At 69.6% G+C, this 19,922-nt stretch carries 17 protein-coding genes and 4 pseudogenes; 11 read left to right on the top strand and 10 right to left on the bottom strand.

Annotated elements, in window-relative coordinates; genetic code table 11:
* Window positions 1-64 precede the first annotated feature (64 nt).
* Window positions 65-1,726 carry an NsdA family TPR-like regulatory protein gene (locus LHJ74_RS25660; protein WP_260220601.1) on the bottom strand — a complete coding sequence of 554 codons (1,662 nt, stop codon included), beginning with the start codon at window positions 1,724-1,726 and terminating at the stop codon, window positions 65-67.
* Between the two features lie 252 nt (window positions 1,727-1,978).
* Here LHJ74_RS25660 and lipB point away from each other — a divergent pair, with 252 nt between their 5' ends.
* The 3 genes from lipB to LHJ74_RS25645 all read left to right on the top strand — a co-directional run bounded on the left by lipB (window position 1,979) and on the right by LHJ74_RS25645 (window position 4,669).
* Entirely contained in the window at window positions 1,979-2,803 is an 825-nt protein-coding gene (lipB, locus tag LHJ74_RS25655) for a lipoyl(octanoyl) transferase LipB (RefSeq protein WP_260220600.1), read from the top strand.
* Window positions 2,804-2,867: 64 nt separating this feature from the next.
* Window positions 2,868-3,806, top strand: a complete 939-nt coding sequence (gene lipA / locus LHJ74_RS25650) for a lipoyl synthase (protein WP_260220599.1) — start codon at window positions 2,868-2,870, stop codon at window positions 3,804-3,806.
* A gap of 173 nt (window positions 3,807-3,979) precedes the next feature.
* Window positions 3,980-4,669: a DUF4191 domain-containing protein gene (locus LHJ74_RS25645; protein ID WP_260220598.1), complete on the top strand. Its 690-nt coding sequence runs from the start codon at window positions 3,980-3,982 to the stop codon at window positions 4,667-4,669.
* Window positions 4,670-4,781: 112 nt separating this feature from the next.
* Here LHJ74_RS25645 and LHJ74_RS25640 read toward each other — a convergent pair whose 3' ends face one another.
* Window positions 4,782-5,252: an RDD family protein gene (locus LHJ74_RS25640; RefSeq protein ID WP_260220597.1), complete on the bottom strand. Its 471-nt coding sequence runs from the start codon at window positions 5,250-5,252 to the stop codon at window positions 4,782-4,784.
* A gap of 262 nt (window positions 5,253-5,514) precedes the next feature.
* On the opposite strand from LHJ74_RS25640, the gene glnA reads away from it, so the two are divergent.
* Window positions 5,515-6,930: a type I glutamate--ammonia ligase gene (glnA, locus tag LHJ74_RS25635; protein WP_260220596.1), complete on the top strand. Its 1,416-nt coding sequence runs from the start codon at window positions 5,515-5,517 to the stop codon at window positions 6,928-6,930.
* Between the two features lie 716 nt (window positions 6,931-7,646).
* Here the strand turns inward: glnA and LHJ74_RS25630 are convergent.
* From LHJ74_RS25630 to LHJ74_RS25620, 4 genes and pseudogenes are all read right to left on the bottom strand, one after another.
* Window positions 7,647-7,943: pseudogene (locus LHJ74_RS25630) on the bottom strand (leucine zipper domain-containing protein); the annotation flags it as partial.
* 146 nt (window positions 7,944-8,089) lie between these two features.
* Window positions 8,090-8,278 (bottom strand): annotated as a pseudogene (locus LHJ74_RS34500) (hypothetical protein); the annotation flags it as partial.
* Between the two features lie 110 nt (window positions 8,279-8,388).
* Window positions 8,389-9,123 carry an SDR family NAD(P)-dependent oxidoreductase gene (locus LHJ74_RS25625; protein ID WP_260220595.1) on the bottom strand — a complete coding sequence of 245 codons (735 nt, stop codon included), beginning with the start codon at window positions 9,121-9,123 and terminating at the stop codon, window positions 8,389-8,391.
* Between the two features lie 365 nt (window positions 9,124-9,488).
* On the bottom strand, window positions 9,489-10,052 hold the full coding sequence (locus tag LHJ74_RS25620; protein ID WP_260220594.1) for a TetR/AcrR family transcriptional regulator: 564 nt from the start codon (window positions 10,050-10,052) through the stop codon (window positions 9,489-9,491).
* Window positions 10,053-10,268: 216 nt separating this feature from the next.
* On the opposite strand from LHJ74_RS25620, the pseudogene LHJ74_RS25615 reads away from it, so the two are divergent.
* Window positions 10,269-10,974: pseudogene (locus tag LHJ74_RS25615) on the top strand (transposase).
* Between the two features lie 148 nt (window positions 10,975-11,122).
* On the opposite strand, the gene LHJ74_RS25610 reads toward LHJ74_RS25615, so the two are convergent.
* Window positions 11,123-11,524: a RidA family protein gene (locus LHJ74_RS25610; RefSeq protein ID WP_260220593.1), complete on the bottom strand. Its 402-nt coding sequence runs from the start codon at window positions 11,522-11,524 to the stop codon at window positions 11,123-11,125.
* Between the two features lie 97 nt (window positions 11,525-11,621).
* Here LHJ74_RS25610 and LHJ74_RS25605 point away from each other — a divergent pair, with 97 nt between their 5' ends.
* Window positions 11,622-12,590: a helix-turn-helix transcriptional regulator gene (locus LHJ74_RS25605; protein WP_260220592.1), complete on the top strand. Its 969-nt coding sequence runs from the start codon at window positions 11,622-11,624 to the stop codon at window positions 12,588-12,590.
* Window positions 12,591-12,709: 119 nt separating this feature from the next.
* The gene (gene cpt / locus LHJ74_RS25600) at window positions 12,710-13,231 is read left to right on the top strand and encodes a chloramphenicol phosphotransferase CPT (protein ID WP_260220776.1); all 522 of its coding nucleotides are present in this window, start codon (window positions 12,710-12,712) and stop codon (window positions 13,229-13,231) included.
* On the opposite strand, the gene LHJ74_RS25595 is transcribed toward cpt, so the two are convergent.
* Window positions 13,224-13,637 (bottom strand): MerR family transcriptional regulator, encoded by a 414-nt coding sequence (locus tag LHJ74_RS25595; RefSeq protein WP_375546839.1) that lies wholly within the window; start codon window positions 13,635-13,637, stop codon window positions 13,224-13,226. The genes cpt and LHJ74_RS25595 overlap by 8 nt on opposite strands.
* 60 nt (window positions 13,638-13,697) lie before the next feature.
* Here LHJ74_RS25595 and LHJ74_RS25590 point away from each other — a divergent pair, with 60 nt between their 5' ends.
* The 3 genes and pseudogenes from LHJ74_RS25590 to LHJ74_RS25575 form a co-directional block, all read left to right on the top strand.
* Complete coding sequence (locus LHJ74_RS25590; protein WP_260220774.1) at window positions 13,698-14,603, top strand: NAD(P)-dependent oxidoreductase; 906 nt, start codon at window positions 13,698-13,700, stop codon at window positions 14,601-14,603.
* A gap of 60 nt (window positions 14,604-14,663) precedes the next feature.
* The gene (locus LHJ74_RS25585; protein ID WP_260220591.1) at window positions 14,664-15,095 is read left to right on the top strand and encodes a PPOX class F420-dependent oxidoreductase; all 432 of its coding nucleotides are present in this window, start codon (window positions 14,664-14,666) and stop codon (window positions 15,093-15,095) included.
* A gap of 363 nt (window positions 15,096-15,458) precedes the next feature.
* Window positions 15,459-15,658: pseudogene (locus tag LHJ74_RS25575) on the top strand (UTRA domain-containing protein); the annotation flags it as partial.
* A gap of 34 nt (window positions 15,659-15,692) precedes the next feature.
* On the opposite strand, the gene LHJ74_RS25570 reads toward LHJ74_RS25575, so the two are convergent.
* Entirely contained in the window at window positions 15,693-16,325 is a 633-nt protein-coding gene (locus LHJ74_RS25570; protein WP_260220590.1) for a DUF5709 domain-containing protein, read from the bottom strand.
* A gap of 341 nt (window positions 16,326-16,666) precedes the next feature.
* Between LHJ74_RS25570 and LHJ74_RS25565 the strand changes: the two genes are divergently transcribed.
* A complete protein-coding gene (locus tag LHJ74_RS25565; RefSeq protein WP_260220773.1) occupies window positions 16,667-18,199 on the top strand; it encodes an FAD-dependent oxidoreductase in 1,533 nt (510 codons plus the stop codon).
* A 42-nt stretch (window positions 18,200-18,241) separates the two neighbouring features.
* On the opposite strand, the gene LHJ74_RS25560 is transcribed toward LHJ74_RS25565, so the two are convergent.
* Window positions 18,242-19,645: an NADP-dependent succinic semialdehyde dehydrogenase gene (locus LHJ74_RS25560; RefSeq protein WP_260220589.1), complete on the bottom strand. Its 1,404-nt coding sequence runs from the start codon at window positions 19,643-19,645 to the stop codon at window positions 18,242-18,244.
* Between the last annotated feature and the right edge of the window lie 277 nt (window positions 19,646-19,922).

The following is a 19,922-nucleotide window of genomic DNA, read 5'->3' as shown; positions in this document are numbered from 1 at the left end:
GGCGGCTCCGGGTGGCCCCTGACCGCCGCCCGGGGCCCTCGCTGACCGCCGAGTCGCGGCCGCCTCAGCCCAGCGCGGCCACCCGCTCCCGATAGCCCCGCACCGGCGCCGCATCACGGTAGGGCTCAAGGCGCCGCTCGAAGTCGCGGACGTACTCGTGGGCACGCGCCGAGCGCATCTCCGACGCCTGCTGTGCGGCCTCCGCCGCCAGCGCGCACGCCTGCTCCACCTCTCCCAGTCCCAGCCGCGCTGTCGCCAGCACCACCCGGCAGAAGAGGCGGCTGCGCGCGTAACCGGCCCCGCGCAGCTGGAGCGACCGCTCGGCGTGCTGGGCGCACGCCCGGTACTGCTGGAGGTCCCGGTGGCAGTGCCCGAACTCGTCCGCCAACTGCGCCTCGTCGAAGAAGCGCGCCCACGCGGGCACCTCCTCACCCGGCCGGGCTGCCTCCAGCGCCCGCTCGGCGCGCGCCAGCGAGGTCGTACAGGCGCGCACCTCCCCGAGTACGCCGTGCCCGCGCGCCTCGGCCGAGTGCAGCAGGGCCTGCACGGTCGGCGGTGCGACGGCGCCGACGCCCTGCTGTGCCACCCGGGCCAGCTGCACCGCCTCCCGGCCGTGCCCGAGATAGACCGCCTGCCTGCTCATCGTGACCAGCACATAGCTGCCGTAGGCGCGATCGCCCGCCGCCTGAGCCAGCCGCAGCGACTGGACGAAGTAGCGCTGGGCCAGGCCGTGCGCGGCGATGTCGAAGGAGGTCCAGCCCGCCAGCCGGGTCAGGTCCGCGACCGCCGAGAAGAGCTTGCGGCCGGACTGCTCGCCGTAGACCCCGCGCAGCATGGGTTCGGCCTCATGCTCCATATACCGCACCAGCGCCTGACGTGCGTGACCGCCGCCGTAGGCGTGGTCGAGCGCGCGGAAGAGCTCGCCGACCGAGCGGAGCGCGGCGATGTCCCCGCTGGTGACCCTCTGGCCCGGACCGCGCTCGATCCGCTCCAGTACGGGTGTGGGCAGCGGCGGCATGCGTACGGGGCCGCCCGGGGCGCCGGGCGGGCGGTGCACCACGGGTGCGGCCGTGGTCGCCGGTGCGGCCATCGAGGCCACCCGCGCCTGCGCGGGGACCCGCACCGCCCCTCCCCCGCCTGCCGGACCGCCCGGGCCGCCCGGACCTCCGACGGGGCCTCCCGGCCGGGCCGGGCGGCCCGGCTGCGGCATCCGTACGCCGTCCGCACGTGCTGCGGTCTCGGCGGCGGGTTCGGGCCCGCGCGCGACCCGTTCGTCGGCCCGCCCGATGAGCCAGTCGCGGCTGGGCACCACGAGGCCCGCCGGGGTGAAGGCGATCTTGCGCAGTTCCGCGTGGCTGCCCGAGTCCTTGCGCCACAGCCCGCTCACGATGTCCACCGCCTCCGCCGGTGTCGCCGCGAACTCCAGCCCGGCGTAGACCGGGGCGCACGCGTCCAGGCCCAGGTCCTGGGCGGACAGCCGCCGCCCGAGCCGCCGGGTGAAGACCTCGGCGATCAGCGCGGGAGTGGTACCTCTGGGCTGCTGCCCGCGCAGCCAACGCGTAACGGATGTCTTGTCGTACCTCAGGTCCAGGCCGTGTTCCAGGCCGAGCTGATCCACCCGGCGGGCCAGGCCGGCGTTCGAGAATCCGGCTTCGGCGATGAGTGCTGCGAGCTGGCGGTTTGGAGTGCGCTGCTGGGTTGTGTCCCCAGGTCGTTCCGTCGTCATCAGCTTTACGGTCTCCTGCCCTCACTGCTTGCGGCAGACGCCGGGGCGCCCAGATGGATCGGCGCGAATGTAACGGCCCCGGCGCACGCCGCTCGCCGTGTCTGCCGCGTATTCATCCGTACGTGTGAGTGGGCGCCGCCTGCGGATACACCGGATGTCGCCCGTACAGTGGCTCCTGTACGCGTGAACGGACGGGCACGCTGCGGCCGCGGATGCGGCGGGCGGCACAGGCGGCACGAGTGAGGAGCAGGCATGGGTGATCCCCTGCGGAGCGGTCCTGGCGAACTGCGCTTCGTCCACCTCGGCTTCGCCGACGAGGCCGTCGAGTACCGCGAGGCGTGGCAGGAACAGCGCCGCGTACACGCGGCCCGCTTCGCCGACGAGATCCCGGACACCTGTCTGCTGCTGGAACACCCGCCGGTATACACGGCCGGGCGGCGCACGCAGGAGAGCGAGCGTCCGCTCGACGGCACTCCGGTGGTGGACGTCGACCGCGGCGGGAAGATCACCTGGCACGGTCCGGGCCAGCTCGTCGGCTATCCGATCCTGAAGCTGCCGCGCCCGGTCGACGTGGTCGCCCACGTGCGGAGGCTGGAGGAAGCGCTGATCGCCGTCTGCGCGGACTTCGGTCTGGAGACCTCCCGTCTGGAGGGCCGCAGCGGAGTATGGGTCCTCGGCGACCCGCTGGAGCAGGCACAGGGGCAGCGGCAGGCACAGGGCCTGGGCGGGCTCTCACTGGATTTCGATCCGCGTCTCGCCGACGAGGAGTTCGATCCCCGGCTGAGCGGCCCCGAGTACGCGCCCTCCAACGCGGGGCAGCGCGGCGAGGACCGCAAGATCGCGGCGATCGGCATCCGGGTCGCCAAGGGCGTGACCATGCACGGTTTCGCGCTGAACTGCAATCCGGACAACACCTGGTTCGACCGCATCGTGCCCTGTGGCATCCGGGATGCGGGAGTCGCCTCCCTGGCCGGCGAGCTGGGCCGGAATGTATCGGTCGCCGAGGTGATTCCCGTAGTGGAGAAACACCTGCGTGCGGTGCTGGACTCGGCAGTCCCACTGCCCCGCGCCGTGTGACCCGCACAAGCACAGGCGTACGCTGATACGCACCGAGGAATCGAAAGTACGTAGGGAGCCGGACGTGTCCGCTGTCGCACCCGACGGTCGCAAGATGCTCCGTCTGGAGGTCCGGAACAGCCAGACCCCCATCGAGCGCAAACCAGAGTGGATCAAGACTCGGGCGAAAATGGGCCCCGAGTACAACAAGCTGCAGAGCCTGGTGAAGCGCGAGGGACTGCACACGGTCTGCCAGGAGGCGGGCTGTCCCAACATCTTCGAATGCTGGGAGGACCGCGAGGCCACCTTCCTCATCGGCGGTGAGCAGTGCACCCGTCGCTGCGACTTCTGCCAGATCGACACCGGCAAGCCCGCCGATCTGGACTTGGACGAACCGCGCCGGGTTGCCGAATCCGTCCGGCAGATGGAGCTGCGGTACGCCACGATCACCGGCGTGGCCCGTGACGACCTCGAGGACGGCGGCTCCTGGCTCTACGCCGAGACGGTGCGGCAGATCCACGAGATGATGCCCGGCACCGGCGTCGAGCTGCTCATCCCCGACTTCAACGCCGTCCCCGAGCAGCTGGCAGAGGTCTTCTCCTCGCGCCCGGAGGTGCTGGCGCACAACGTCGAGACGGTTCCGCGCATCTTCAAGCGGATCCGCCCGGCGTTCACCTACGAGCGGTCCCTCGAGGTCATCACGAGGGCACGCGAGGACGGCCTGGTCACCAAGTCCAACCTGATCCTCGGCCTGGGCGAGACCCGCGAGGAGATCAGCCAGGCGCTGCGCGATCTCCACTCCGCGGGCTGCGAACTGATCACGATCACCCAGTACCTCCGCCCCTCGCCCCGCCACCACCCCGTGGAGCGCTGGGCCAAGCCGGAGGAGTTCGTGGAGCTCCAGCAGGAGGCCGAGGAGATCGGCTTCACCGGCGTCATGTCCGGCCCGCTGGTCCGCTCGTCGTACCGCGCCGGACGCCTGTACAAGCAGGCGATGGAGGCACGGGCCGCGAAAGTGGCGTGAAACCGCCACCGTGAGTTCAGCCCCGCGGTCGCACCCATGAGTGACGGCGGCGGCACGCACCGTACTGGCCGTGCCGCGCCGATCGTACGGCCTGCGGCACCGGTCACCGCCGCCGCAGGCCGTACGGCCGACCGGGACGACCGCCCGTCCGTGAGACACGTAAACTTCCTCGCATGGCGAGGAAGGAAACATCCGAGAATCCAGGGCGGCTCAAGCAGATCGCCCTGACGTACAAGATGACCCGGCGTGCAGACCGGATGATCGGCTGGATTCTGGCCGGCGTGGGGCTTGTCACCTTCGGTGTCTTCCTCGCGCTGGGCTTCTGGATCGAGCACCCGGTCTACCTGGGCATCCTGGGGTTCCTGCTGGCCTTCCTCACGACGGCGATCGTCTTCGGGCGCCGTGCCGAGAAGGCGGCATTCGGGCAGATGGAGGGGCAGCCGGGCGCGGCCGCCGCCGTGCTCGACAAGATCGGCAAGCAGTGGACGGTCACTCCGGCCGTGGCGATCAACCGCAGCCAGGACGTGGTGCACCGGGCCGTGGGCCGGGCGGGGATCGTACTGGTCGCCGAGGGCAACCCGAACCGGGTGCGCTCCCTGCTGGCCGCCGAGAAGAAGCGGATGGCCCGGGTCGTGGCGGACGTCCCCGTGCACGACATCGTGGTGGGCAACGACGAGGGCCAGGTGGAGCTGAAGAAGCTCCGTACGACGATCCTGAAGCTGCCGCGCGTACTGCCGGGCAGCCAGGTCACCACGGTCAACGACCGGCTGCGCGCGATGGGCGACCTGATGAAGAACATGCCGATCCCGAAGGGCCCCATGCCCAAGGGCATGCGACTCCCGAAGGGTCAGGGCGGCCGCTGAACGAGGGGCGGCGGGTGGTTGCGTCTGGACCACGGTCCAGACGCAACCACCCGCCGCCCCTCTCTCGCCTGCTTCTCCCGGTGCCGACTTCTTCTCCCGGTCAGCTCCTGAGTCAGATCCTGACCTGCACCGCACCCGCGAGACGATCATGCAGGCCACGGCCGTCCCGGTCCCAGATGATCGCGGGAATGGCCAGGCCGAGCAGCACGGTGCGGATGAGCGTCCGCCTGGCCGTGAGCCGGGCGAACCCGTCGAGCGCGATCACCCGCAGACCGAACAGACGCTTGCCCGGAGTACAGCCCACCGTGCCCACCGTCAGCAGGGTCATCACCAGAAAGACGGCGAGAGTCCAGGTGTCGGCGGAGGTGACGTCACGGCCGGACAGCAGTCCGTAGGCGATGAGGAACGAGAGCCCCCAGTCCAGGAAGATGGCCCCGATGCGGCGCCCGAGTGGTGCGACCGACCCGGACCCCTCCTGTGGCAGGCCCAGCCGTTCGCCGCGATAACCGAAATCCACTCCCATACTCTCGGCCGCCGCGCGGGGGCCGGAGAGCCAGGATCCGATCGCATCCCTGTTGTCCACGCCTCAACGGTATCGCGAGGCCCGATGACCTCGGCCCCACACCCTGCCGATTGCAGCCAGTCGCGGCCAGTTGCCGTCAGTGGCCGTCCGCCGCGCTGCTGCCGCCGCTTCCGGCCTCCAGCCGGTTAACATCAGCGAAACAAATGGGTCATGCCCGAGAAATGCCCTCTGCCTATGGTCGAGCATCAGCGCGACCCCGCAAGGGTATGCGCTCCGAGGCAGCAAAGCCCGTCCCCTCGCGGCGGGGCATAGGAGGAGTTGGATGTTCCAGAACGCCGACGAGGCAAAGACGTACATCACGGACAACGACGTGAAGTTCGTCGATGTCCGGTTCTGTGACCTGCCGGGCATGATGCAGCACTTCACCGTGCCCGCCGAGACGTTCGACCCGGCCGAGGACCTGATGTTCGACGGCTCGTCGATCCGCGGCTTCCAGGCGATCCACGAATCCGACATGGCACTGTCCGCGGACCTGTCGACCGCCCGCGTCGACGCGTTCCGCAAGGACAAGACGCTCAACATCAACTTCTTCATCCACGACCCGATCACGGGCGAGCAGTACAGCCGTGACCCGCGGAACGTGGCGAAGAAGGCCGAGGCGTACCTCGCCTCCTCCGGCATCGCCGACACCGCGTTCTTCGGCCCCGAAGCCGAGTTCTACGTCTTCGACGACGTACGTTTCGAGACCAAGGCCAACGCGGGCTACTACCACATCGACTCCGAGGCTGGCGCCTGGAACACCGGCACCGTCGAGGACGGCGGCAACCGCGGCTACAAGGTCCGCTACAAGGGCGGCTACTTCCCGGTGCCGCCCGTCGACCACTTCGCCGACCTGCGTGCGGAGATCTCCCTGGAACTGGACAGGAACGGTTTCCAGGTCGAGCGCCAGCACCACGAGGTCGGCACCGCGGGCCAGGCGGAGATCAACTACAAGTTCAACACGCTGCTCGCCGCCGCCGACGACCTGATGCTGTTCAAGTACATCGTCAAGAACGTCGTCTGGCGCAACGGCAAGACCGCGACCTTCATGCCGAAGCCGATCTTCGGCGACAACGGCTCGGGCATGCACGTGCACCAGTCGCTGTGGACCGGCGGTGAGCCGCTCTTCTACGACGAGCAGGGCTACGCGGGCCTCTCCGACATGGCCCGCTACTACATCGGCGGCATCCTCAAGCACGCCCCGTCGCTGCTGGCCTTCACCAACCCGACGGTCAACTCGTACCACCGCCTGGTGCCCGGCTTCGAAGCCCCGGTCAACCTGGTCTACTCGCAGCGCAACCGCTCGGCCGCGATGCGGATCCCGATCACGGGCGCCAACCCGAAGGCCAAGCGCGTCGAGTTCCGCGCCCCCGACCCGTCCTCCAACCCGTACCTCGCCTTCTCCGCACTGCTGATGGCGGGCCTGGACGGCGTCAAGAACAAGATCGAGCCGGCCGAGCCGATCGACAAGGACCTCTACGAACTGGCCCCCGAGGAGCACGCGGGCGTCCCCCAGGTCCCCACCTCGCTCCCGGCGGTCCTCGAGGCCCTCGAGGCGGACAACGAGTACCTCCAGGCGGGCGGCGTCTTCACCGCCGACCTGATCGAAACCTGGATCGACTACAAGCGCACCAACGAAATCGCCCCCATGCAGCTCCGCCCCCACCCGCACGAGTTCGAGCTGTACTTCGACATCTAGATCGGGGTCGCGGCTACCTGTGCGGGCCTCCAGGAAACCTGCTGTGACCTGCGGGAACAGCGTTCAACGCTTCCCGTTGTTCCCGGCCCGTTTCCACCCTCGTGTGCACCGGATGTGCACCGAGAGCCCGAACCGCTGATGCTGCGTCAGCTTTGCTGTTGAGGGCCGCCGTCCTGATTCCCAGGGCGGCGGCCCTCAACGTTCTCGTGCTCGGCTCGCCCGGACCGCAGCCCTCGTGAGGGGCGAGCCGTATCGATGGTGGCGAGAAAGCGCTCGCTCTGGATGCGGATCCGGCTACGAGACGGGCGTAGGTGTCGCCGCAACGCAGCCAACTCAACGACACGTACCGGGTGACGACCGAATCATTCTGCCTGCACCTCTGCTACCGGTAGCCGACCCGGCTGAGAGCATCGCAGGCGTCGCCGGTCAATGACTCGTGGACGTAGGCGGTAACAGCAGCGGGCGGCCGCCTTCCTGCTTCGGAGATCTTCAGCGGGTCCGGGCAAGCGCCATCGCTACGCCGATCACCGAGACGCACGGGGCCCGTGAAGGCGGCATGGATGACATCGGGCCGTGCGACCGGCTACCCGGCGTGCCCCGCCCCGTTCTCCACGTCATCCATGTGAACAACCGCATCCGGGATTTCCATACGGCGGGCGGGGCGATGGCAGGCTCGATGCCGCGTGCCCGGCCCCGGTCACGGTAGACGTCGTGGTCCGGGCCGGGCCCCACCGGCGTAGGAGGCGGACCTTGATGATCCGGCGTTCGGTGCGCGTCGGTGTCCGGCACGGGCTCGGATGGGGCCGGGAGGAGCGGTCGGTCATCCCGGCCTCGCCGAGGGCCCGGTAGCGGCTCGCCCATCGCTGGGCCGTGGTCGGCGAGACCTGGAAGCGTTCGGCGGCCCGGCGCAGGGGCCAGCCGTCCTCGACCACGCAGCGGGCCAGACGCAGCCGTCCGGTCTCGGTCAGGGGTGCATTACGGTGGGGTACGAGGGCCTTTCGGTTGGTGTAGATGTCGCAATCCACACCGAACTCGAAAGGCCCTCACCTGTTCAAGATCCTTGAGCCGAGACCTGCCTCACCCGTCCACAACCTCCCGGGACAGAACAACTAGCCGCTCCAGCACCTCTTCCACGATCACGGTCAGCGGCAGAACAGTGCTAGGGCGCGTATTCGGTTGCGATCAACAGAGGGGCTCGGGCGAGGTCCTTGAGCCAGATCATCGAGGCGCGAAGGTAGAGGCCGGAGAGGTAGCTCGCGTGTGTCTTGTCGTACCGGGTAGCGATACCTCGCCACGCCTTCAGCTTCCGGCCAACCGTGCGCTGGGCACTATGCGCGCCATCGTCATGCACGTGGGTGTCCACCCGCCGTCAGGTTAGCGAGACACGCCTCCTCCGAGCCACCGCTCCAGCCCCGGACCGTGCGTGAGACACACCTGAATCGGCGCTTACGAGAGCGCTCATGCCTGCGCGTATCCACCGTCGGCGAAGAACTCGGCACCGTTCACGTAGCTCGACGCGTCCGAGGCGAGGAACGTCGTCACGGCGGCGATCTCCTCGGGCTCGGCAAGCCTGCCGAGGGGAACAGCGCCTTCGGCCTGTTTGAGCATCTCTGGTGTGACCAGCTCAAGCAGACCAGAGGTGCGCGTACCGCCCGGGGATACGACGTTGACCCGGAAGCCGTGTGTGCGCGCGCTGAGAGCCCAGCCGCGGGCGAGCGTGCGGACTGCGGCCTTCGACGCCGCGTAGACCTCAAGTCCCAGGTTGGGCCGTGTCGCAGCGGTCGAACCCGTCAGGATTACCGAAGCGTTTGTGCTGAGCAGCGGCAGCGCCTGCTGGAGAGTGAAGATCGTTCCCTTGACGTTGGTGGCGAACACCGAGTCGATCAGATCTTCCGTCACCTCACCGAACGGCGCCGCGGTGCCGACGCCGGCATTGGCGACCAGCACGTCTATGCGTCCGGCCTGGTCGCGCACGGTGCTGTAGAACGCATCGAGCTCTGAGGGCACCGAAGCATCGCAGACCACGCCGGTCACGCCGGGTCCGAGTTCGGCAACCGCGGCGTCGAGCACGTCTTTGCGGCGACCGGTGATGAACACCGTGGCGCCCTCGTCGCGGAATGCGCGCGCGGTCGCCAACCCGATGCCGGTGCTGGCTCCGGTGACCACGGCAACCTTGTCTTCCAAGACGGCCATGCCGCCCTCCTTCAAGTTATGGACTGTTGCGTCAATAACCTTCCCTGATGTGGACCGCACAGTCAAGATTGCTTCGGCATCGGCCCTTCCCGGCGCGGCCCCGGAGATGGACTGCGGGCAGTCGCCCCGCACCCGGGACCTCTGGTCGGACACTGCGGGGCCACACCACCGGCAGCGCCGACCGCCGCGGCGGTATGGGCCTGCCGGGTCGCGATTCGAGTCGCCCGACGACTGGCAGCGCGCTGGAGCACGGCCTGCGGAGCGCGGCCCTCCGCAGGAGCCGCAGCGCACAGCTCCAGGGCGCGCCCCAGGGTTCGGAGCCGGTTGCAGGCCGTTGGCGGTACAGGTCGGCCGGTGCGTTGCTGCTACTGCGCCGGAGTGGGCAGCAATCGTGCCAGGGCGGACTGGGCCATCACGGTGAGTGCTCCGATGTCCATGCCGGTGCGCCCGAGAGCGATGAGGCCGAGTTGCGCGACGAGGGCCGCACGGGCGGTCTCAGAAGGGTCGATGCCGGGGTCGAGGGCGCCTTCGCTCCGGGCGCGCTCCAGCGCCGCGGTGAGGACGGTGGCGATCGCGTCGTAGCTGCGGCGAGCCTCAGCCGCGACGTCCGGAGTGCTGGCGGCAAGCTCGGCGTTGCTGTTGGCCAGCAGGCAACCCCGACGCGCAACTGCCCCGGTCGGATCGCCGGTCAGGCCGAGTACGAACTCGCGCACCACGTCAATCCCCCGCGCCGCGGAAACCAGACGCTCGCGCAGCACCAGCAGGTTCGCGTCGTCGTAGTCGCGCAGCACCCGCAGGAACAGGCTGCGCTTATCCCCGAACGCACCGTAGAGGCTGCCTTTGCCCAGCCCGCTCACGCGCAGCAGGTCGTCCATCGATGTCGCCGCGTAGCCCTTGTCCCAGAACTCGTCACGGATAGCGAGAAGCACACGATTTTCATCGAACTCACGAGGTCGAGGCATACCCGCACGATACAAGTTCTGGACCGTATGGGCCACAATGGACTCCGGACCGCCATGTGCCCGGCTCAGCTCGGGAAAACTCCAGCCGAAAACCGGTGCTGGAATGCCAGGGCGCGCATCACGTCGTGATCAATCTGCGAGATTTGCCTTCGCGACACGCCTCGGACCGGTAGACGTTCTTGGGTGACGCGAGCACAACTGACGGATTCGAAGTGGGAGTTCATCAAGCCGTACCTGCCGGTTGGTGAGTACGGCCCCTGCCCCGAGCGGCCGCGGCAACAGTTCGAGGGTGTGATCTGGCGGTTCAGGACGGGCGGGCAGTGGCGGGAGATGCCGACGCAGTTCGGCGCCTGGTCGACCGTCCACAACCGCTTCCGGCAGTGGCGTAACGCCAGTGTTTTCGAGGCCCTGCTGGAGGGCCTGATTGCGGAAGCCGCGAAGCGCGGTGAGGTGGACCTGTCCCTGGTCAGCATCGGTGCGCGGGCTCGTCGGCCGTCCCCGCACCCGGCCTGGCGCAGTCGCCGGAGACAAAGCGTACTCGTCGCATGGCAATCGCGCCCACCTGCGCAAACGCCGTGTCAAGGCGGTCATCCCGGAGAAGAAGGACCAAGCTGCCAACCGGCAGAAGAAGGGCAGCCGGGGCGGTAGACCCGTCAGCCACGACGCCGATCTTTACAAGGCGCGGAACACCGTTGAGCAGCTGATCAACAAGCTGAAGGCGGCCACTCACTTCGCGAGCAGCCCCCAGTGTGCACCGTTGTGCACCGGCCTCTCCGCAGGTACGCATCTATGCAGCTCAGAGCGATGTTCATGCACTACTTCGACACTAGGAGACAGCGTCGGGCGAACCTGGGCTGAAGCCCGGGGAACAGGCTGCGACCTGCGCTGACTTGACGTCAGCAAACGCCAGCGAGGGCGGCTGCCCCCACCATGGGGCAGCCGCCCTCACTGGCTTGTCCAGGCTCTATGCGGCGGGCGGAGTGGGCTTCGGCCGAGAGCGAGCCTGCGCCCGTTCACCTTGCATGGGCTGCGGTGAGTCAGGGCCGGGCGGCGAGGGCCTCGACCTCGAACAGCACGTCAGGTGCAGCCAGGCTCGCGACGCCGATGAGGGTTTGCGTGGGCGGTCGCGTACCCCAGCCCTCCTGCACGGCTCCGGCGATCGGCCCGAGCTTGCTGACGTCATGGTTCACCACGTACGTCCTGAGCTGGACGACGTGGCTGAGGTCGAGCCCGTGGGCGGCGAGAGCGACGCCGATGTTGTGGAACGTCTGCTTCACCTGCTCGGTGAAGTCGGTCGAGACGACCGCGCCGTCCGGGCCCGATCCGTACTGACCCGCGACAAGCACCAGCTCCGTACCTGCGGGGACGGTGGCGGTGTGGCTGTAGCCGAACGGGGTGGGGTCGTGCAATGCGTCCGGATTGACGATGGCGTGTGCCATGCGGGTCACCTCTCGTGTGCGATGGGGCTTTGTGCTGCTGGTAAGCCTCCCAACGAATCGCGACATCTCATGTCGTGTATTGCTGTAGGTTTTTCGCATGCGCGCCGACCGGTTGGTATCGCTGGTCCTGCTGTTGCGGCGGCACGGCCGGCTGTCCGCGCCCACGCTCGCCCGCGAGCTGGAGGTGTCCACCCGCACGGTGCTGCGCGACATCGATGCGCTGTCCGCAGCCGGCGTCCCGGTCTACGCCGAACGCGGTCGGCACGGCGGTTTCGCGTTGCTGCCCGGTTTCCAGACCGAGCTCACCGGACTGAACCACGACGAGGCACTCGCTCTGCTGGTCGCCGGATCGCGGCGCGGCGCGCAGGCGTTCGGCCTCGGCTCGGCGCTGGCTTCGGCCATGCGCAAGGTGGTTGACGCGCTGCCCGAGAACTATCGGGCCACCGCGGCCGGGGCGGCTCAGCGACTGCTCATCGACCCGGAGAACGACCTCCTCTCGCGTCGGCTGGCTGCTGAGGAGGTGCCCGACACCATCGTGGCCCAGGTCCGGCGCGCGGTGTTCGCCGGGCACAAGCTGCGCATCCGCTACGCGGCCGTGGACCAGTCCCCGAAGTGGCGCACGGTGGACCCGATCGGTCTGGTCACCGTGCGCGAGCAGGGCTACTTGCTGGCCACGAGGTCTGGCGCGGACCGCACCTACCGGCTGTCCCGGATCTTGGCCGCCGAGGAACTCGCCGAACCAGCACAGCGACCAGACCGGGTCGATCTGGACCGGGCCTGGCAGGAACGCAGCACGCAGTTCCGGACCGGCGGCGACCAAGTCGCCGTGCTGGTACGGGTGAACCCGGCGCGGCGGGAGGAGCTGGTGGGCACCGCGCTGGCCGTCCGCGCCGAGGAAGCCGACGCAGACGGCTGGCTGCGGCTGGAGGTGACCTTCCAGGATGCGAGGCACGCCGAATGGGCGCTGTGGCAGCTCGCCACGAGCGCGGAGGCCCTGGCCCCGCAGTGGTTGCGCGACTCCCTGCGCAACCGCGCCGCCGCCATCGCCACCTGCTACCGGAACTGATCGCAGCGCATCGGGCTTTGGCCGTCAAAGCCCTGCCGGGCCCGTGGTCTGGTGCCTGTTGTCTGGATCATGCTGGACGGGTGAGCAGAGGAAGAGGAGGAAGCGTGGCGAAGGCTCAGATGATCATTCTCAACGGTGGTTCCAGCTCGGGGAAGTCCGGGATCGTGCGGTGTCTGCAGGCCGTACTGCCTGATCCGTGGCTGGCGTTCGGGTGCGACTCGTTCGTCGACGCCATGCCCCTGAAGATGCAGGCATCCGACGAGGGGATCGTGTTCGGGGCGGATGGCGAGGTGAGCGTCGGGGCGGACTTCCGGGCACTGGAGGCGGCCTGGAGGGACGGCGTCGTGGCGATGGCCCGTGCGGGCGCCGGTGTCATCATCGATGACGTCTTCCTCGGTGGAGCGGATTCCCAGCGGCGGTGGCGGAAGGCTCTGGGCGGACTCGACGTGCTGTGGGTCGGCGTCAGATGTGAGAGTGCGGTCGCCGCAGGCCGTGAGGTCGCACGAGGAGATCGCACCCAGGGGATGGCCGCGTCGCAGACGGATGTGGTGCACGAGGGGGTGTTCTACGACCTGGAGGTGGACACGACGCACACCGAGGCCCTGGCGTGTGCGCGAGCCATCGCCGCCCGCGTCAGCTGAACTCCGGGGCGGGTTCCGGTGCGGGCCGTGACATGCGCCGTTCCGTGACGTCGAGGTAGTCGTGGAGGACCTGGCGGGAGCGGACGAGGGTGTCGATCTGCTCGTCGAGCCCGCGCAGGCGTGCGCGCAGCGTGTCCAGGAGTTCGGGGCAGGGCTCCAGATCGGGAGCGGCGCCGGTGACACACGGCTGGAGGAACTGGATCTCCTGCGTGGACAGTCCGGCTTCGAGCAGCTTCCTGATCTGAGCGACGGTCCGTACGGCGTCGTCGGTGTACTCGCGGTAGCCGTTGACGCCGCGGCCTGGCTCCAGCAGGCCCTGGGCCTCGTAGTAGCGCAGTTGGTGCGTGTGGATTCCGGTCCGCCTGCTCAGTTCCCCGATCAGCACGCCCGCTCCCTTGACCTTCATACCGGTATGAACGTTGAGGATTCTGCCATGACGAACACTCCGACTCCGAGGGAGCACACCATGCAGGACCGCGATGCCGAGCAGCCTCCCGTACCTCCCGTGACGGTCATCGGCCTGGGCCTGATGGGCCAGGCGCTGGCCGGAGCGTTCCTGCGCGCCGGGCACCCCACGACCGTATGGAACCGTACGGCGGCGAAGGCCGAACCGCTCGTCGCCCAGGGCGCGAAGCTCGCCGACTCGGCTGCCGACGCCGTCGTGGCCGGCCCGCTCATCGTCGTCTGCGTCTCGGACTACGACGCGGTGCACGCTCTCCTCGATCCGCTGGGCGGCGTCCTGGAAGGCCGGGTCCTGGTGAATCTGACCTCGGGTACCTCGGCGCAGGCCGGTGCGGCCACCGAGTGGGTGGCGCGGCGCGGCGGCACCTACCTGGACGGTGGGATCATGGCCAGTCCCGCGAGCGTCGGGACGGCGGACGCCGTCCTCGCCTACAGCGGTCCGCGCGCGGCCTTCGACGCGCACTCGCCGGCGTTGGAGAGCCTCGGCACCGGCATGTACCTGGGTGCCGACCACCGCCTGTCGGCGCTGCACGAAGTCGCCGTGACGTCCCTGATGTGGGGCATGCTGAACGCCTTCTTCCAGGGCGCCGCGCTGCTCGGCGCCGCGGAGGTGGACGCCTCGGCATACACCCCGCTCGCCGTGAGGGGAATCGCGGCGGTGACGGAGTGGCTGCCCGGCTACGCGCGCCAGGTCGACGACGGCACGTACCCGGGCGACGACTCCACCCTCGACACCCACGTGGCCGCGATGGAACACCTCGTTCACGAGAGCGAGTCCCTCGGCGTCAGCGCCGAACTTCCCCGGTACGTCAAGGCCCTGGCCGACCGGGCGGTGGCCGACGGGCATGGCGGCGACAGCTACGCGGCGATGATCGAACAGTTCCGCAAGCCCTCGGGAACACGCCCATGACCGGCCGTCGGCCCGGCAGCGCCGGAAACCGCCGACATCCCCACGCGAGGTGACCCACGTATGCCCGCCCTCCAGTTCAACCCCCGCACGCTGCTCGCGGAGAGCCGACTCGGTGTCCTTGCGACCCTCAAGTCGGACGGCCGCCCCCAGCTCTCCCCCGTCATGCCCTGCTACGTCCAGGAGACCGGTGTCCTCTACGTTTCGACGGTCGAAGGGTCGGCCAAGGTGGCGAATCTGCGTCGGGATCCACGAGCCGCGCTGGAGGTCACCCGCCCCGACGGCTGGGCATGGGCCACCGCCGAGGGCCCGGTGACCCTCACCGGGCCGGGCACCGACCCCCACGGCCCCGAGATCGAGGCACTGGTGGACTACTACCGCCTCGCCGCCGGAGAGCACCCGGACTGGGACGAGTACCGGTCGGTGATGGTGTCCGACCGCAGGGTGCTGCTGACGATGACGGTCGACCATGTGTACGGCGCCGACATCAGCTGAGACGGTGCGCTTGCGCGCTTCGCAGACGCTGCGTCCGGGCGCAAAGCCCCGGTCGGACATCGAGGCACTGCCGGATGACCGCTGAACCATCCGGTCGCGCTCGGGCGGCCGCGCCTACGCAGGCCCACGTTGGACCGGGGGCATCTTGCAGCGTGACCACACCACCTTCCCGAGTGGTCTGCGCGCCTCGACGCCCCGGCTGTCCGCGAGCAGCTCTACGATCAGCAGACCGCGCCCGGAGGTGTCCGACTCTGCCGGGCGCCGCACTTCGGGCCGTCCGCCATCACAACGACCACGGCTGTCGTGCACTTCCAGGCGTACGAAGTCGTCAGAGGCCGTCAGCCTCACCAGGAAGCCGTGACCGGGATCAGTCCCGTGCACTTCCGCGAAGAGGTGCGCTCCCGCCGACCGCCGACGAGGCCCAGCAACTGGCGCTCTCCCCCGGCACGCCGGTCATCCACATCTGCCGCACCGCGTTCGAAGGTGCGGGCCGTGCCGTGGAGATGAACGAGATGACTCTCGACGCCGCCTCATACGTGCTGGAGTACGACTTCGACTCCTGAGGAGAAGACCCTCCGGGGCGGCCCCCGAGGCTGGTCAGGGCTGGTCGCGGTCGTCGGGGGTGTAGGGCTCGGGAGGTTCGGGAGGTTCGGGAGGTTCGGAGACGATGTGCATGCCCGCCTCCTCGGCGGAGGCGGCGGAGCCGGCGATGCCGACGTCCTCGGCGACCGCGTCCTTCTCCTCGTCCGCGTGTGCGCCCTCGTCGGGCGCCACCAGGCGTCCGGCCCGCTGCCCCTTCATATCGGCGTCGAGGATCTCCTCGTCGGTCGGCTCGTCGCGTGCGGTCATGCCGTCGATGTCCGTCGTCTCGTCGATCATCTCGTCGTCCACGACGTTCTCGTCGACCGCGCCCGCGTCGATCAGGTCTTCGGTGGCCCACTCGTCTTCCCCCTCCGCGCCGCCGGGGACGCCGGAGCGGTAGGCGGTTTCCCCGACGTCGAGCGTCTCCCGGGAGAGCCGATCCTCAAGGGGCTCCCCCTCGTGCTGCTCCGCCGCCGTGGTGCCGTAGTTCTCGACGGCGAGCGGCTTCTCCGGAGGCGAGTACCCCTCGTCGAGCGAACTGCTCACACCGCGGTCCACGAGGGTGTCCTCCGGCTCCAGTACGCCCGCGTCGTCCTGCACTTCCGCCTCGTCGGGCTGGTAGACGTCGTCGCCCCTGCCGTTCGCCATTGTGCGGTGACTCCTCTCCGCGTCCGCCTGCGCGGTCGTCCTGCCCCACACGGTCCTCCCGGCGCGGACAGCCCGCACGTCGGGAGGGCCAGGTGGACGCCCGGGCGCCCGGCGAGGTCACCAGTGGTGCGCAAGCCTTACGCGGCACGGGTACCTCCCGGCTCACCCCCGAAACCGGAATCGGCCCGTCGACTGCGCGGGACACGCAGAAGGTCCTGGTGCAGAACCCGCGCGGCGGGGGAACCCGGCCCACCATGACGAACCAGAGGAACCAGAGGAACCCGAGCAACGAGTCGGACCGGCCGGGCACACCGCTGCCGGGGGCCCAGGAGTCGTACTGGATGGCCACCACGCCCGCCACCTCCCACCCCCCGCTCACCGCCGATCAAGAGGCCGACGTCGCCGTGGTCGGCGGTGGCATCGCCGGTCTGTACACCGCGTGGGAACTCGCCCAGTCCGGGCGGAGCGTCGTGGTGCTGGAAGCGGACCGCGTCGCGGCGGGCGTGACGGGCTACACGACGGCCAAGGTCACCGCGCTGCACTCCTCGGTCTACGACAGGCTGCGCCGTACGCGGGGCGAGGCCGGCGCGCGGCTCTACGCGCAGTCGCAGCAGGAGGCGGTGGACGAGGTGGTCGCCACCGCCGCCCGCCTGGGCATCGACTGCGATCTGGAGCGTGCCCCGGCGTTCACCTACGTCGAGGACCCGGCCGGGGTGGCGAAGATCCGGGCGGAGGCGGAGGCGGCGCGGAACGCCGGGCTGCCCGCCTCGTTCGTCACCCGTACGGGACTGCCGTTCCCCGTCGCGGGAGCGGTGCGTGTGGAGGACCAGGCGCAGTTCCATCCGCGTAAGTTCCTGCTGGCCCTGGCCTCGGCGCTGGTGGCGAACGGCGGGGTGATCCGGGAGCGGACGCGGGTCGTCGGCCTGAAGGAGGGCAGGGGGAGCGCCCCGTGTGTGCTGACGACGGAGACGGGTGCGCTGGTCGTCGCACGGGACGTGGTGGTGGCCACCCACTACCCGGTCTTCGACCGCTCGCTGCTCTTCGCCAAGCTCGCTCCGCACCGTGAACTGGTGGTGGCCGCCCCGATTCCGGTGGACCGGGACCCGGGCGGTATGTACATCACCGCGGAGGAGAACAAGCGCTCCGTCCGGACCGCACCCGGCCACACGGACGGCACCCGGCTGCTGATCGTGACGGGTGAGTCCTTCCTGCCGGGCACCGCGGACGCCGGGGAACGCTTCCAGCGGCTCGTCGCCTGGACTGCCGAGCGCTTCCCTGGGGCCGGGATCTCGCACCGCTGGGCCGCGCAGGACAACGACCCGACCGACACGGTCCCGTGCATAGGTCTCCTGCATCCGAAGGCCCGGCACACCTATGTGGCCACCGGCTTCGGCGGCTGGGGCATGACGGGAGGAGTGCTGGCGGGGAAGCTGCTGGCCGCACTGATCAACCGGGACGAGAGGCCGCCGTGGACGGATCTGTACGATCCGTGGCGGCCGCGCTCCACCATGCGGGAGTGGCCGGCGCTGCTCGCTCACCAGGCGACCGTGGCGCGGCATCTGGTGGGCGACCGGCTGCACAGCCCGTCGCACGCGGACTCAACCGAGGAGATCGCGCCCGGTACGGGTGCGGTCGTCCGGATGGGCGGCCGGCACTGCGCGGTCTACCGGGACGAGGACGGCGCCACGCACACGGTATCCGCGCGCTGCACGCATCTCGGATGCCTGGTCGCCTTCAACCCCGGCGAGAAAACCTGGGAATGTCCCTGCCACGGCTCTCGGTTCGACGTGGACGGGGCCGTCCTGGAAGGGCCCGCCGTGCGTCCCCTCGGCAGTGTGGGCAACGTCCGTCACGACGGTGAGCAGCAACGGTGAGCGGCTGTGGTGAGCGCAGCGGTGGGCAGTGGTGAGCAGCGGTCAGTACATGACGGGTTCGCCGTGCCATACGGTCGTCACGTTGCAGAACTCGTGCAGCCCGTGCGCGGCCAGTTCCCGCCCGTATCCGGAGCGCTTCACTCCGCCGAAGGGGAAGCCGGGATGCGAGGCCGTCATTCCGTTGAAGTAGATGCCGCCGGCCTCCAGGTCCCTGACGCAGCGCTCCTGCTCGTCGGCGTCCCGGGTCCACACGTTGGAGCTGAGCCCGAAGGGGGTGTCGTTCGCCAGCCGCAGCGCCTCGTCCAGGTCCGAGGCCCGGTAGAGGGTGGCCACCGGGCCGAACGCCTCCTCCTGGTCGATGCGCATCCGTGCGGAGATGTCCGCCAGCACGGTCGGCTCGTAGTACCAGCCCGCGGTCCGCCCCGCCGGACGGCGCCCGCCGCACAGGACGGACGCGCCCCGCTCGCGGGCGTCCTCCACCAGCTCTTCCAGGCTCTCCCTGCCCCGCTCGCTCGACAGCGGGCCCACGTCGGTGGCCTCGTCCATGGGGTCGCCCACCGCCAGCCGGGACATGCCGCGGACGAACTGCTCCACGAAGTCGTCGTAGACCTTCGCGTGCACGATGAAGCGCTTGGCCGCGATGCAGGACTGGCCGTTGTTCTGCACCCTTGCGGTCACTCCGACCTTGGCGGCCCGTTCGACGTCGGCGGAGGGCAGCACCAGATAGGGGTCGCTGCCACCCAGTTCGAGCACGGTCTTCTTGATCTCGTCGCCGGCCACCGAGGCGACGGAGCGGCCCGCGGGCTCGCTGCCGGTAAGCGTCGCGGCGACGACCCGCGGGTCCCGCAGGACCTCCTCGACCGCTCCCGTGCCGATCAGCAGCGTCTGGAAGCAGCCGTCGGCGAAGCCTGCCCGCCGGAAGAGGTCCTCCAGGTACACCGCGGTCTGCGGCACGTTCGAGGCGTGCTTCAGCAGTCCGACGTTCCCCGCCATCAGCGCCGGGGCGGCGAAGCGGACCACCTGCCACAGCGGGAAGTTCCACGGCATGACCGCGAGTACCGGGCCCAGCGGCCGGTAGCGCACGAGGACGCGGGCACCGCCGGAGTCCTTCACGTCGGCCAGAGAGGGGTGCTCGTCCGCGAGCAGTTCCTCGGCGTGCTCGGCGTACCAGCGCATGGCCTTGACGCACTTGGCGGCCTCCGCCCGCGCCGCGACCAGGGTCTTGCCCATCTCCAGGGTCATCATGCGGGCGACGGCCTCCAAGTCCTCCTCCAGCAGCCTGGCCGCCTGGCGCATCCGTTCCTGCCGGTGTGCGAAGGATGTCGTACGGTAGCCACGGTAGGCGGCGTCCGCCGCGAGGATCCGCTCCTCGATCTCCTCCTTGGTGAGGGCCGCGAAGGTCTGGAGCGTCTCGCCGGTGGCCGGGTTCACGGTTGCGATCGACACGGGATCCTCCTTTTGAGCACGGGTACGGCTGCCGGGTACCGCGTTCGCCCGGCTTCACGCGTCCCGTCCGAGCGGGGTCGCCTTGGGGTGGGACCAGGGCACATGCGGTGGGCATGGCACCGGGCGTTTCTACGCGCGCACAAGACAGCGCGCGGCAATGTCCTGCGCACCCCCGGTGCGCCTCCCTTCGCACGTCAGCGCCCCGCCGCGCCCGGTGTTCGCGCCGTTCTCCGCAATGCCGCTCAAAGAGGACACGGACCTCCGGGCCTGCGCCTTC

Source organism: Streptomyces gossypii (genome assembly GCF_025165795.1).
In the GTDB taxonomy this organism is placed as follows: Bacteria; Actinomycetota; Actinomycetes; order Streptomycetales; family Streptomycetaceae; genus Streptomyces; species Streptomyces gossypii.
Note: the sequence above shows the minus strand (reverse complement) of the source record. Positions and strands in the feature narration are given on the sequence as shown.

Excerpts from the sequence above, each read along its gene's own strand:
- LHJ74_RS25585 (WP_260220591.1), top strand. The coding sequence starts at position 14,664 with ATGCCCGCCCTCCAGTTCAACCCCCGCACGCTGCTCGCGGAGAGCCGA.
- LHJ74_RS25660 (WP_260220601.1), bottom strand. The coding sequence starts at position 1,726 with ATGACGACGGAACGACCTGGGGACACAACCCAGCAGCGCACTCCAAAC.
- LHJ74_RS25570 (WP_260220590.1), bottom strand. The coding sequence starts at position 16,325 with ATGGCGAACGGCAGGGGCGACGACGTCTACCAGCCCGACGAGGCGGAA.
- LHJ74_RS25595 (WP_375546839.1), bottom strand. The coding sequence starts at position 13,637 with ATGAAGGTCAAGGGAGCGGGCGTGCTGATCGGGGAACTGAGCAGGCGG.
- glnA (WP_260220596.1), top strand. The coding sequence starts at position 5,515 with ATGTTCCAGAACGCCGACGAGGCAAAGACGTACATCACGGACAACGAC.
- LHJ74_RS25645 (WP_260220598.1), top strand. The coding sequence starts at position 3,980 with ATGGCGAGGAAGGAAACATCCGAGAATCCAGGGCGGCTCAAGCAGATC.
- cpt (WP_260220776.1), top strand. The coding sequence starts at position 12,710 with ATGATCATTCTCAACGGTGGTTCCAGCTCGGGGAAGTCCGGGATCGTG.
- lipB (WP_260220600.1), top strand. The coding sequence starts at position 1,979 with ATGGGTGATCCCCTGCGGAGCGGTCCTGGCGAACTGCGCTTCGTCCAC.
- LHJ74_RS25565 (WP_260220773.1), top strand. The coding sequence starts at position 16,667 with ATGGCCACCACGCCCGCCACCTCCCACCCCCCGCTCACCGCCGATCAA.
- LHJ74_RS25605 (WP_260220592.1), top strand. The coding sequence starts at position 11,622 with ATGCGCGCCGACCGGTTGGTATCGCTGGTCCTGCTGTTGCGGCGGCAC.
- LHJ74_RS25625 (WP_260220595.1), bottom strand. The coding sequence starts at position 9,123 with ATGGCCGTCTTGGAAGACAAGGTTGCCGTGGTCACCGGAGCCAGCACC.
- LHJ74_RS25590 (WP_260220774.1), top strand. The coding sequence starts at position 13,698 with ATGCAGGACCGCGATGCCGAGCAGCCTCCCGTACCTCCCGTGACGGTC.
- LHJ74_RS25610 (WP_260220593.1), bottom strand. The coding sequence starts at position 11,524 with ATGGCACACGCCATCGTCAATCCGGACGCATTGCACGACCCCACCCCG.